The 12,537-nt window shown below is 62.1% G+C and carries 12 protein-coding genes; 3 read left to right on the top strand and 9 right to left on the bottom strand.

What is annotated here, in order from left to right; genetic code table 11:
- Window positions 1-32: 32 nt before the first annotated feature.
- On the bottom strand, window positions 33-941 hold the full coding sequence (locus AADW22_RS04185) for a zinc-ribbon domain-containing protein (RefSeq protein WP_288960796.1): 909 nt from the start codon (window positions 939-941) through the stop codon (window positions 33-35).
- A gap of 165 nt (window positions 942-1,106) precedes the next feature.
- On the opposite strand from AADW22_RS04185, the gene AADW22_RS04190 reads away from it, so the two are divergent.
- From AADW22_RS04190 to AADW22_RS04200, 3 genes are read left to right on the top strand one after another with little or no spacing between them, the layout of a single operon-like run.
- Window positions 1,107-1,784 carry a cell division ATP-binding protein FtsE gene (locus AADW22_RS04190; protein WP_037954577.1) on the top strand — a complete coding sequence of 226 codons (678 nt, stop codon included), beginning with the start codon at window positions 1,107-1,109 and terminating at the stop codon, window positions 1,782-1,784.
- Window positions 1,781-2,686 carry an ABC transporter permease gene (locus tag AADW22_RS04195; RefSeq protein ID WP_005851493.1) on the top strand — a complete coding sequence of 302 codons (906 nt, stop codon included), beginning with the start codon at window positions 1,781-1,783 and terminating at the stop codon, window positions 2,684-2,686. The genes AADW22_RS04190 and AADW22_RS04195 overlap by 4 nt, the downstream gene beginning before the upstream one ends.
- Window positions 2,686-3,417 (top strand): 1-acyl-sn-glycerol-3-phosphate acyltransferase, encoded by a 732-nt coding sequence (locus AADW22_RS04200; RefSeq protein ID WP_286759254.1) that lies wholly within the window; start codon window positions 2,686-2,688, stop codon window positions 3,415-3,417. The genes AADW22_RS04195 and AADW22_RS04200 overlap by 1 nt, the downstream gene beginning before the upstream one ends.
- Window positions 3,418-3,527: 110 nt before the next feature.
- Here the strand turns inward: AADW22_RS04200 and lpdA are convergent, their stop codons facing one another.
- The 8 genes from lpdA to AADW22_RS04240 all read right to left on the bottom strand — a co-directional run bounded on the left by lpdA (window position 3,528) and on the right by AADW22_RS04240 (window position 12,536).
- On the bottom strand, window positions 3,528-4,916 hold the full coding sequence (lpdA, locus tag AADW22_RS04205; protein ID WP_005851497.1) for a dihydrolipoyl dehydrogenase: 1,389 nt from the start codon (window positions 4,914-4,916) through the stop codon (window positions 3,528-3,530).
- 147 nt (window positions 4,917-5,063) lie between these two features.
- Window positions 5,064-5,459, bottom strand: coding sequence for an MAPEG family protein (locus AADW22_RS04210; protein ID WP_005851499.1), 396 nt, complete (start codon window positions 5,457-5,459; stop codon window positions 5,064-5,066).
- Window positions 5,460-5,471: 12 nt separating this feature from the next.
- Entirely contained in the window at window positions 5,472-5,858 is a 387-nt protein-coding gene (locus AADW22_RS04215) for an MAPEG family protein (protein ID WP_005851501.1), read from the bottom strand.
- Between the two features lie 30 nt (window positions 5,859-5,888).
- Complete coding sequence (gene odhB, locus AADW22_RS04220) at window positions 5,889-7,418, bottom strand: 2-oxoglutarate dehydrogenase complex dihydrolipoyllysine-residue succinyltransferase (protein WP_407474315.1); 1,530 nt, start codon at window positions 7,416-7,418, stop codon at window positions 5,889-5,891.
- A 2-nt stretch (window positions 7,419-7,420) separates the two neighbouring features.
- Window positions 7,421-10,384, bottom strand: coding sequence for a 2-oxoglutarate dehydrogenase E1 component (locus AADW22_RS04225; RefSeq protein ID WP_407474316.1), 2,964 nt, complete (start codon window positions 10,382-10,384; stop codon window positions 7,421-7,423).
- A 76-nt stretch (window positions 10,385-10,460) separates the two neighbouring features.
- Window positions 10,461-11,348: a succinate--CoA ligase subunit alpha gene (sucD, locus tag AADW22_RS04230; RefSeq protein WP_009826038.1), complete on the bottom strand. Its 888-nt coding sequence runs from the start codon at window positions 11,346-11,348 to the stop codon at window positions 10,461-10,463.
- A 43-nt stretch (window positions 11,349-11,391) separates the two neighbouring features.
- A complete protein-coding gene (locus AADW22_RS04235; protein ID WP_407474317.1) occupies window positions 11,392-12,078 on the bottom strand; it encodes a hypothetical protein in 687 nt (228 codons plus the stop codon).
- Window positions 12,075-12,536 carry a succinyl-CoA synthetase subunit beta gene (locus AADW22_RS04240; protein ID WP_180828697.1) on the bottom strand — a complete coding sequence of 154 codons (462 nt, stop codon included), beginning with the start codon at window positions 12,534-12,536 and terminating at the stop codon, window positions 12,075-12,077. The genes AADW22_RS04235 and AADW22_RS04240 overlap by 4 nt, the downstream gene beginning before the upstream one ends.
- Window position 12,537 lies beyond the last annotated feature (1 nt).

Below are 12,537 nucleotides of genomic sequence, written 5' to 3' on the forward strand. Positions count from 1 at the left end.
CGGGGCCGCCAAAAGGACGGGCCCGATCCGTTTTAGCTGCCCGACTGCGACGCCCGTGCATCCAGCCATTGCAACGTTGATTGCAACATCTCGTCCAGCCATTGGCGCGCGCTGTCCACCTGCGCGACGTAAAGCGCAAGATAGGGGCGCAGCGCGGGCACCGCTTCCGAGATTTGCGGCGAAAAGACGTATAGCAGCACCAGCACAGAGGCGAGCGCGACAATCAGCACGAACCCGCGGCTGAACCCGCTACGCTGTTTCGGGTCCGCATGGGTATCGCGCCCGGCGTCTGCGCCCGTGTTCGGGATCACGCGCCGTTCTGATCCGGTGCGCAGGGTGGAGTTGATCTCTTCGATATCGGGCAGCAATTCGCGGCGCGATGCAACGGCCGCAGCGGCGGCTGTGGTCTCGGCAGCGCTGTGCTGCTCTTCGCCGCGCAGACGCGACATGCGGGCCTTGGCCTGCTGCGCACGGTCGCTTTCGCTGGGTTGGTCTGCTTCTTCAAGCCCCAGATCGGGCTGGCTTTCAAGGGTCTGAGCCTGACGGCGACGGCGGGCTTCTTGTTCCGCCTCGGCCTCTTGCCGGAGAATATCGGCGACCGAAGGGTCAAGCTGCTTGCGCGGTGGCGGGGCGGGATGCGCGGATTCGCCCGCGTCGGGGTCTTCCGCTGCGTCTTCGTCGGGCTCGGGTGTGCTTGCCGGGGCGGGCGTATCTGCATCGCCTTCGCGCGCGACGCCGTCATCCGCATCCTCGCGCGCGGACAGAGCGGCGGAAACCGTGCTGATCCTGCCGTCGTCCTCTTCATCGAGAGGGGGGAAATCGGGGTGGTGCTGGAACCAGGTCTGGCCACAGTTCGAACATTGCACATCGCGACCGGAAGAGGGCATCACCTCGTCCGGGACCTCGTACTGCGCATCGCAATTGGGACAGATCAGTCTCATGTTGCGCCCCGAACCATTGGAAACCTCTTCGTTTTCACGTCAGATCAACCTTATGTCCTAGAAAACCGTAGGAAAAGTGCAATCTTCATGCAATGGCTGCGCCGGGGTGCATTGAAACCCAAGCGGTGCTGGGGCACAACAGTTCAAACCAAGCGGGATATGCGTGTGATCGAGTTTGAAAACGTGGCCTACAGCTATGGCGGGGGCGAGCTTTTGTCCGATATCTCGGTCAAGCTGGCGCCGGGGTCGTTCCATTTTCTGACGGGTCCGTCCGGCTCTGGCAAGACCACTTTGATGAAGCTCTGCTATGGCGCGCTTCTGCCCACGGCGGGGCATGTGTCGCTGTTTGGCAAGGACGTGCGTGCGATGGACCGCGATGATATCGCGATGATCCGGCGACGTGTGGGCGTGGTGCACCAGGATTGCCAATTCCTGAACCATTTGCCGGTTGCGGAAAACATCGGTTTGCCGCTGACCGTGTCGGGCCGCCATGCGGAAACCGGCGGCGACGACCTGCAAGAGCTGCTGTCGTGGGTCGGGCTGAGCAGCCGCGCCGATGCCCTGCCGCCAGAGCTGTCGGGCGGTGAGCGCCAGCGTGCGGCGCTGGCCCGTGCGGTGATCATGTCGCCAGATGTGGTGCTTGCGGATGAACCCACGGGCAACGTCGATTGGGAAATGTCGCAGCGCCTGCTTCGCCTGCTGGTAGAGCTGAACCGCATGGGCAAGACCGTGTTGATCGCGACCCACGATCTGGGGCTGATCCGTGCCACCAAGGCGCAGGTGCAGGCGCGTGTCTTGCGCATCGCCAACCGGCGCATCCAGCTGGCGGGGGCGGATCTATGAAGATGTTGCGCATTGCGCTGACCGCGCTGTGGAACGGCGACCGTCAGGCGGACCGTGTGGTGCCGCCGTCGGGGTTTACCGCGCAGTTGACCCTGTTTGCCGCGGGAACGATGGCGTTTCTGGCGGTCTTTGCGCTGGCGCTGTCGCTGGCGTCGGGGCGGCTGGCGAATATCTGGGGGCAAGAGTTGGCTCGCACCGCGACGATCCGTGTTGTGGCCCCTATCGACCAGCGCAGCGCCCAGACCGAGGCCGCCTTGCGCATCCTCGAGACCACCAAAGGGGTCGCCACAGCCCGCGCCCTCACGGATGAAGAGCAGCAATCCCTGCTGGCCCCCTGGTTCGGACCGGAACTGGCCATTGATGCCCTCCCGGTACCCCGCCTGATCGAGATCATCGAAGAGGACGACGGCATGGACGCCGATGGCCTGCGCCTGCGCCTCGCGGCAGAGGTGCCAGGGGCGGTTCTGGACAATCACAGCCGCTGGCGCGCGCCGCTGGTCAAGGCCGCGTCGCGGCTGAAGCTTCTGGGCTGGGTCTCCATGATCCTGATCATCGCGACGCTGGCCGCGATGGTGACACTTGCCGCCAATGCGGCGCTGTCGGCCAACGCTCAGGTCATTGCCGTTTTGCGTCTGGTGGGGGCGACCGACAGCTATATCGCGCAGGCCTTTATCCGGCGTTTCACCCTGCGCGCGCTGACCGGCGCTGCGGCGGGCACGGGGGTCGGGCTGCTGGCGATACTGCTGTTGCCAAGCACCGCTGACGCGGGGGGCTTTCTGACCGGTTTGGGCTTTCAGGGCTGGCACTGGGTTGTGCCGCTGGTGATCCCGTTTCTGTCCGGTGGTGTCGCCTTTGCGGCCACAGGGGCGGCCGCGCGCCGTACATTAAAGGAACTCGCATAATGTTGCAGTGGATACGATCCTTGACCTTCATCGTGCTGGCCACGGTCTATATGCCGCTTTTGGGGCTGTTCTATGCGCCTTGGGCGATGTTCTCGCGGCGGGGGGCCTATGCGGCGTGCAAGGCCTATGCGGCGGGGACCATGTGGATGGCGAAGGTCATCGTCGGGCTGCGGTGCGAGGTGCGGGGCGACGTGCCGGACGGGGCCGTGTTGGTCGCCGCCAAACACCAGTCTTTCCTTGATATCCTGATGATCTTTCACATTCTGCCGCGCGCGAAATTCATTATGAAACGCGAGATTTTGATGACCCCGGTGATCGGGCAATATGCCAAGCGCATGCAGATGGTCGCGGTGAACCGTGGCAAACGTGGCGCGGCGATTTCCAAGATGCTGGCCGATGTCAAAGCGGGCGAGGCCGAACCGGGCCAGCTTGTCATCTATTCACAAGGCACACGCGTCGCGCCCGGCCTGTCGGTCCCCTATAAGGCAGGTACTGCCGCACTGTACGAGCAGATGAACCAGCCTTGCGTCCCCGTCGCCACCAACGCGGGTTACTTCTGGCCACGGCGCGGGCTGTACCGGCGTCCGGGTGTGGCAGTGGTCGAGTTCCTGACCCCCATCGCACCGGGGTTGGAGCGGGCCGCCTTCATGAAACGGCTTGAAGAAACGGTCGAGACACGGTCGGACGCGCTCTTGGCCGAGGCGGGGTTCAAAGCCCCTCAACCGAGATAGGTGCTGCCCCTACCGATCGGCGCGCACGACGGTTAGGATACAACGGTTAGAACACAAAAAAGGGTGGGCCAAACGGTCCACCCTTTGTCGTTTCAATACAGGCGGCTGCCTTACATGTGGATCGGGCCGTCGCCACAGGCCAGCGCCGCTTCGCGGACCGCTTCGGAGTAGGTCGGGTGCGCGTGGCAGGTCATCGCCAGATCCTCGGCAGAGGCTCCGAATTCCATCGCAACGCAGACCTCGTGAATCAGATCGCCTGCGCCGGGGCCGATGATATGCGCGCCGAGGATGCGGTCGGTTTCCTTGTCGGCGATCAGCTTGACGAAGCCTTCGCCCGCGAAGACGGCCTTGGCACGGGCGTTGCCCATAAAGCTGAATTTGCCGACCTTATAGGCGCGGCCTGCTTCTTTCAGTTGCTCTTCGGTGGCACCGACATTGGCAACCTCGGGGTGGGTGTAGATCACGCCGGGGATCACGCCATAGTTCACGTGGCCATGTTTGCCCGCCACGACCTCTGCTGCGGCCATGCCTTCGTCTTCGGCCTTATGCGCCAGCATCGGGCCTTCAATGACGTCGCCGATGGCGTAGATGCCTTTGACCGAGGTTTCCCAGGTGTCGCTTACCGCGATCTGGCCGCGTTTGGTCAGCTCGACCCCCAGACCTTCAAGGCCCAGACCGTCGTGGAACGGCTTGCGGCCGGTGGAGACGAGAACGACATCGGCGTCCAGCGTGTGTTCACTGTCATCCTTGCGCAGCTTGTAGGTCACCTTGGCTTTGGTCTTGGAGGCCTCGGTGCCTTGTACGGCGGCACCCATGACAAAGTTGACGCCCTGCTTTTTCAGGATGCGCATAAAGTTCTTCTGCACTTCGCCGTCCATGCCGGGGGTGATCGCATCGAGATATTCGACAACCGTCACCTCGGCCCCCAGACGCGCGTAGACAGAGCCGAGTTCGAGCCCGATGACGCCCGCGCCGATCACGACCAGCTTTTTCGGGATCTTGTTCAGCGACAGCGCGCCGGTAGAGGTGACGACGACCTTTTCGTCAACCTCGACACCGGGAAGGGCAGAGGGTTCGGACCCTGTGGCGATGATGATGTTCTTGGCCTCGTGGACCTCGTCACCGACCTTGACCTTGCCAGCTTCGGGGATGGTGGCCCAGCCTTTGATCCAGTCGATCTTGTTCTTCTTGAACAGGAACTCGATCCCCTTGGTGTTGGTGTCGATCGTGTTCTGTTTGTAGGTTTGCATCTGCGCCCAATCGACCGAAGGGCTTTTACCCTTGAGGCCCATATCGGCAAAGTTGTGTTCGGCTTCGTGCAGCATATGCGTGGCATGCAGCAGCGCCTTGGACGGGATACAGCCGACGTTCAGGCAGGTGCCGCCCAACGTCTCGCGGCCCTCGACACAGGCGGTTTTGAGGCCCAGTTGGGCGCAGCGGATGGCGGATACATAGCCGCCGGGGCCGGAGCCGATGATGATGACATCGTAGCTGGACATGGAAGGTCTCCTTGGTGGTCGGGAATTGGGGTAGAGTAGAAAGTGTGGCGTTCAGGCATGCAGGGGCGGGGCGTGTTGCGGTCAAGGCTAGGGGGCGCTGCCCCCGTGCGCAAGCGCACGCCCCCGGGATCTATGCCATTTGGAAGATCAAAACAGCGCGGCCAGCAGCATCAGCACCGTCGCACCAAGGCCCACGGCCCAGATCAGCGAGCGTCCGGGACGCAGGCCAAGCGCATAGGCGGGCACATAGGCGACGCGGGCCGCGAGGAAGATCCATGCGAGAATGGCGGTGTAGGTCGTGTTCTGGCCGGACATTTGCAGCACCACGACGGCGACGGCGAAAAGCGCCAGCGCTTCGAACATATTGTTGAACGCGCGGCCCAGACGGGCGGTCCTGTCAGAGAGCGATTTCGACGGTTCTCGGTCGCGCGCGGACATGGTGTAGCCGGGGCCGACCTCGCGGTTGGCAGGGATCGCATAGGCGACAAAGGTCACGACCTGGAGCAGCGCCGCGAGGGTCAGAACAGTGAGTTCGGGTGTCATCTTGGCGGTCCGCTATAGCGCGAGGAAATAGAGAATGGCGGTGGCGGCAAAGCCCGCCAGCCATGCGAGGGTCCGGATCGCGGGCACGCCAAGCGCATAGACCGGCAGATAGATGATCCGTGCGATGAGGAAGACCTGTGCGGCCAGCAGGGACGTGGCATTGGTGCGGTCCAGCATTTCGAGGATCAGCACCGCCGGGGCAAAGAGCGCCATTGCCACGATGGAGTTGTCCAATGCGCGTTTCAGCCGGGCCGTCATGCCGGTCATCGACCGGTCCTCGTCGCGCGACGAGAGCAGATAGCCCAGGCTGAGTTGTTGCGCACCGCCCAGAACCTGAAGCAAGATTGTCAGCATAACGAGCAGGCCATAGGCGGCGAGTATCGTGGTCTCTGTCATCATTTGTCCTTTCCGGGCGGTGGGTGTGGTGGGTTACAGGTCCATCAGCAGGCGGCGTGGGTCTTCGAGCGCTTCTTTCACGCGGACGAGGAAGGTCACGGCACCTTTGCCGTCCACGATGCGGTGGTCATAGCTGAGCGCCAGATACATCATCGGACGGATCACAACCTGACCGTTGATCGCCATGGGGCGGTCCTGAATCTTGTGCATCCCGAGGATACCCGATTGTGGCGGGTTCAGGATCGGCGAGGACATCAGCGAGCCATAGACACCACCGTTAGAGATAGTGAAAGTGCCGCCCTGCATTTCCGCCATGGATAGTTTGCCGTCGCGGGCCTTGGCCCCCAGTTCACCGATTTCCTTTTCGATGTCGGCAAAGGACATCGCTTGCGCGTCCTTGACCACGGGCACGACCAGACCGGTGGGGGTGCCGGCCGCGATGCCCATGTTGACGTAGTTCTTGTAGACCACATCGGTGCCATCGATTTCGGCATTCACTTCGGGCACTTCGTTCAGGGCGTGGATACAGGCCTTGGTGAAGAAGGACATGAAGCCGAGTTTGACGCCGTGCTTTTTCAGGAACAGGTCTTTGTATTCGTTCCGCAGGGCCATGATCTCTGTCATGTCGACCTCGTTATAGGTCGTCAGCATGGCGGCGGTGTTCTGGCTGTCTTTCAGACGTTTCGCGATGGTCTGGCGCAGACGGGTCATCTTGACGCGTTCCTCGCGGGCGGCGTCCTGGGGGGCCGATGGGGCGCGTGGCGCGGCTGCGGCAGGTTTTGCCGCGTTCTTGCCAGCGGCAACAGCCTTGGCCACGTCTTCCTTCATTACACGTCCGTCACGGCCTGTGCCGGTGACCTGATCGCGGCTGATGCCGGCTTCGGCCATGGCTTTCTTGGCGGAAGGCGCGTCTTCGACATCGCCCGAGGGCGCGTTGCCGGGGGCAGGGACCTGACCGCCCGCTTTGGGTTCAGCGGTATCACCGGCGGGTTTGCTTGCGCTGCCGCCTTCGCCCTGGCTGATCACGGCGAGCTTGCCGTTGGCCTCGACCGTGCTGCCTTCTTCGGCGATGATCTGGGTCAGCGTGCCCGATGTCGGCGCGGGCACTTCGACGCTGACCTTGTCGGTTTCCAGCTCGCACAGCATTTCATCGGCTTCGACGTGGTCACCGACGGTCTTGAACCACGTGCTGACGGTCGCCTCGGACACGGATTCGCCCAAGGTGGGGACCATGACGTCGACATCGTCGGCAGCGTCGCGGGGTTTCACGTCTTCGGCACCGGCATCGACCGCCTTGGGGGCTTCGGATTTCGCCGGGGCCGCATCCCCTTCGGAGATATTGGCCAGCAGCGCGTCAACGCCGACGGTTTCGCCTTCGGCGGCAACGATGTCGGCCAGAGTACCCGCCACGGGGGAGGGCACTTCGACGGTGACCTTATCGGTTTCCAGCTCGCAGAGCATTTCGTCGACTGCGACGCTATCGCCGGGCTTTTTGAACCATGTTGCCACGGTCGCTTCGGTTACGGATTCACCCAAGGTAGGGACGCGTACTTCGCTTGTCATGGTTATTTTCCTTCGATGGTCAGCGCTTCGTCAACGAGGGCTGCTTGTTGTGCTTTGTGTTGGGAGGCAAGGCCGGTCGCAGGCGAGGCCGAGGTGGCGCGACCGACATAGGTCGGACGGGTGTGGGTGGCGTCGATACGGCCCAGAACCCATTCGATATTAGGTTCGATGAAGGACCATGCCCCTTGGTTCTTGGGCTCTTCCTGACACCATACCATTTCCGCATTCTTAAAGCGTTCCAGCTCTTTCACAGCGGATTGCGCGGGGAACGGGTAGAATTGTTCGAAACGCAGCAGGTAGATGTCGTCGATGCCACGGGCGTCGCGTTCTTCCAGCAGGTCGTAATAGACCTTGCCCGAACACATGACGACGCGCTTGATCTTGTCGTCCGCCGCCAATGTGGTGTCCGAGTTGCCCTGTTCCGCATCGTCCCAGAGGACGCGGTGGAAAGAAGAGCCGGTGGTGAATTCCTCGGCCTTGCTGACGGCCAGCTTGTGGCGCAGCAGGGACTTCGGCGTCATCAGCATCAGCGGCTTGCGGTAGCTGCGGTGCAGCTGGCGGCGCAGCAGGTGGAAGTAGTTCGCAGGCGTGGTGCAGTTCGCCACGATCCAGTTGTCACCGCCGCACATGGTCAGGAAGCGTTCCAGACGCGCGGAGGAGTGTTCGGGCCCTTGCCCTTCATAGCCATGGGGCATCAGGCAGACGAGGCCGGACATGCGCAGCCATTTGCTTTCGCCCGAGGAAATGAACTGGTCGAACATGATCTGCGCGCCGTTGGCAAAGTCGCCGAACTGCGCTTCCCACAGGGTCAGCGCGTTGGGTTCCGCCAGCGAGTAGCCGTATTCAAAGCCCAGAACCGCGTATTCCGACAGCATGGAGTCGATGACTTCGTATTCTGCCTGACCTTCGCGGATGTGGTTCAGCGGGTAGTAGCGGTCTTCGTTTTCCTGATTGATCAGGGCCGAATGACGCTGCGAGAAGGTGCCGCGGGCGGAGTCCTGACCGGACAGGCGGACCTTGTACCCTTCGGTCAAGAGCGAGCCAAAGGCCAGCGCCTCGGCTGTGGCCCAGTCGAAGCCTTCGCCGGATTTGAACATCTCGGCCTTGGCGTCGAGCAGGCGCGCCACGGTTTTATGCAGCGGAAAGCCGTCGGGTGCGGCGGTCAGCGCCTTGCCCACATCTGCCATGGTTTCGGCGGCGATGGCTGTCTTGCCACGCTGGTATTTCTTTTCCTTGGCCTTATCGAGGTGCGACCACTTGCCATCCAGCCAATCGGCCTTGTTGGGGCGGTATTCCTTGCCGGCCTCGAATTCGGTGTTCATCTTCTCCTGGAAGGCGGCTTTCATATCCTCGATCTCGCCCTCGGGGATCAGGCCGTCTTTCACCAGCCGCTCGGTATAGAGCGTCAGCGTGGTCTTTTGCTTTTTGATCTTCTTGTACATCACCGGGTTGGTGAACATCGGCTCGTCGCCTTCGTTGTGACCAAAGCGGCGGTAGCAGATCAGGTCGATGACCACGTCTTTCTTGAACTTCTGACGGAATTCCGTCGCCACGCGGGCCGCGTGCACAACCGCTTCGGGGTCGTCGCCGTTGACGTGGAAGATCGGAGCCTCGACGACCAACGCGTTATCGGTCGGATAGGGGCTGGAGCGGCTGAAGTGCGGCGCTGTGGTGAAACCGATCTGGTTGTTCACCACGATATGCATGGTCCCGCCGGTACGGTGCCCGCGCAGGCCCGAAAGGGCGAAACATTCGGCGACGACACCCTGACCGGCAAAGGCCGCATCCCCGTGCAGCAGGATCGGCATCACGGAGGTGCGTTCCTTGTCGTTCAGCTGGTCCTGCTTGGCGCGGACCTTGCCCAGAACAACGGGGTTCACCGCTTCAAGGTGGGACGGGTTGGCGGTCAGCGACAGGTGGACGGTGTTGCCGTCGAATTCACGGTCGGAGGACGCGCCGAGGTGGTATTTCACATCGCCGGAGCCGTCGACATCATCGGGTTTAAAGCTGCCGCCCTGAAACTCGTTGAAGATCGCGCGGTAGGGTTTCTGCATGACGTTTGCCAGCACCGACAGACGGCCACGGTGCGGCATGCCGATCACGATGTCCTGAATGCCCAGCTGACCGCCGCGCTTGATGATCTGCTCCATCGCGGGGATCAGGCTTTCGCCCCCATCAAGGCCGAACCGCTTGGTGCCCATGTATTTGACGTGCAGGAATTTCTCGAAGCCTTCGGCCTCTACCAGCTTGTTCAGGATGGCTTTGCGGCCATTGCGGGTGAACTGAATTTCCTTGCCGTAGCCCTCGATCCGCTCTTTCAGCCACGCGGCCTGTTCGGGATCAGAGATGTGCATATATTGCAGCGCGAAGGTGCCGCAGTAGGTGCTTTTGACGATATCGACGATCTGTTTCATCGTCGCGATCTCAAGGCCAAGCACATTGTCGATAAAGATCGGGCGATCCATGTCCTTGGGCCCGAAGCCATAGGCGGCCGGGTCCAGTTCAGGATGGGTGTCGCTGTCGCGCATGCCAAGCGGGTCAAGATCGGCGGCAAGGTGGCCACGGATACGGTAGGCGCGGATCAGCATCAACGCGCGGATACTGTCGAGCACGGCACGTTGTACCTGCGCGTCAGACAGTTCGATCCCCTTGGAGGAGGCTTTTTCGGCAATCTTCTGACCGGCGGCTTTCGCTTCGGTCGGGACGGGCCACTGGCCGGTCAATGCAGAGGTCAGATCGTCCTGCGGGACGGGGGGCCAATCGCTGCGCGCCCAGGACGGGCCTGCGGCCTCTGCCTGAACATCGGCGTGGTCGTCGTCCATCGCTTCGAAGAACGCCTGCCATGCGCCATCAACCGCATTGGGATCGCTGGCATAGCGGGCATACATTGCCTCTAGGTATTCGCCGTTCTGCCCCTCGAGAAAGGAGGTATCGTGGAACTGGTCGTTTTTGGGTTGGTCTGTCATGGCGATACCTCTGATGAGAGCGCGACGTTTAAGTAAGAGCGGCGGGGCCTGAAAAGTCAGGCCCCACCATCTGGCGTTAGCCTTTGTTGATAGCTTCTTGAACAGCTTCACCCAGCGTTGCGGGGCTATCCGCAACAACGATGCCTGCTTCTTTCATAGCTGCGATCTTGGATTCCGCGTCACCTTTGCCGCCTGCGACGATCGCACCGGCGTGGCCCATACGACGGCCGGGAGGGGCTGTGCGGCCCGCGATGAAACCGGCTGTGGGCTTCCAACGGCCTTTTTTCTTCTCGTCGGCCAGGAATTGCGCCGCTTCTTCTTCGGCAGAACCGCCGATTTCACCAATCATGATGATCGACTGTGTTTCTGGATCGGCCAGGAACATCTCGAGGATATCGATATGCTCGGACCCTTTGATGGGGTCGCCGCCGATACCAACCGCAGAGGATTGGCCGAGGCCAAGATCGGATGTCTGTTTCACAGCTTCGTACGTAAGCGTGCCCGAGCGCGAGACAACCCCGCAGGTGCCGCGCTTGTGGATGTGGCCGGGCATGATGCCGATTTTGCAGGCGTCAGGCGTGATCACGCCGGGGCAGTTTGGCCCGATCAGGCGGGATTTGGACCCTTCGAGCGCGCGCTTGACGCGCATCATGTCCAGAACAGGAATGCCTTCGGTGATGCAGATGATCAGCTCCATCTCGGCGTCGATCGCCTCGAGGATGGAATCCGCGGCGAAGGGGGGCGGCACGTAGATGACCGTGGCGTTGGCTTCGGTGACGTGACGGGCTTCGTGGACAGAGTTGAACACGGGCAGGTCAAGATGCGTCTGGCCGCCTTTGCCGGGGGTCACACCGCCGACCATTTTGGTGCCATAGGCGATGGCCTGTTCGGTGTGGAACGTGCCCTGCGAGCCGGTGAGGCCCTGGCAGATCACTTTGGTGTTTTCGTTTACGAGTACGGCCATGTTATGTGCTTTCTTCTCAAGTTCAATTCAGGTGGCGCCGGTCTCAGGGCGCGGTGGAAGGTGCCGCCGCCGCAAGGCGCGGCAGTCGGTATGTCAGATAGATTGCAACAGCGAACATCAGCGGGATGCCCAGTTCGCCGACTTCCTCGATGACGTAGGCCAGATCGATCTGATCCTGGCCTAGCGTGATGCCAAAGGGTTCCAGCTTGCGCGCCAGCCCGTCGGTCAGCTTGTAGACGACGATGAACAGCAGCCCGATCAACACAGCAAGCTGCGGTGCCGCGCCTTTGGCGACCCCACGGATGAAGCCCCATGTCTCGCGGCGCAACAGGATCAGACCGGTTGCAATGATCGCCAGCAGGATGACGCCGGCAACGCCCTTTTCCATCAGGCTGACGCCATCGCTGGAAAATTGCCGCGCTTTCAGCAGGCCTTCGGTGAACGGCTTTTTATCAAGGTCCAGTTCGCGGGCCGCGAACAGGGCCATGAACACCGCAAAGTACCACCGACGCGCCGCCGAAGCCGCGGGCCACAGCACGAACATCAGCAAGATGCATAGGCCATAGCCAATGACCGACAGCGTCTCGAACGGGCCGCCTTCGGCCAGCAGGGAATCCTGCATCGGCATGGGCAGCTGTGCGACGACAGCCATCATTGCGAAGACCAGAACGGTCATCCCAAAGACGATGGCCTTGCCACCGGTGACGGTGTTTTGCGCGGACGCGGTCATTGGCTTGCCTCGTTCAGCGGGATCAGGCGTTCGACGCGGGCAAAGGTTTCAACCCCCTGCGCCCCATCGCGTACCCCCGATTGTACCACAGCCATGCGGTTGGGGTTCAGCATGACGGCTGCGCGATAGGTGGCCCCCGTCGTGATGGGGAACCCCGCGGGGACATCTACCAGATCGGTCAGGTTTTCCTGTGCCAATCCGGTGGCGATCCCCTGTTGCGCAACCTGCGGTGCCGCCCCGTCAAAGGACACTTCGCAGCGGCGGTCTGTGCCCGCCGTTGCTGCCGCGCCCGTCACCGGAGACTGTGGTGCCGAGGTAAAGGGACGCAGATCATAGAAATCGACCCGTGCCCCTATGCTGCCAAGCTGTGCCTGCGCTGTCCGTGCGGTCAGACGCGGGCTGAAACAATGGTCTGCAAAGGCCTGTGCGATGTCCGCCGCGCGCGTTGTCTGTGCCATA

The organism is Sulfitobacter sp. PM12 (genome assembly GCF_045586035.1).
GTDB classification, from domain to species: Bacteria; Pseudomonadota; Alphaproteobacteria; order Rhodobacterales; family Rhodobacteraceae; genus Sulfitobacter; species Sulfitobacter pontiacus.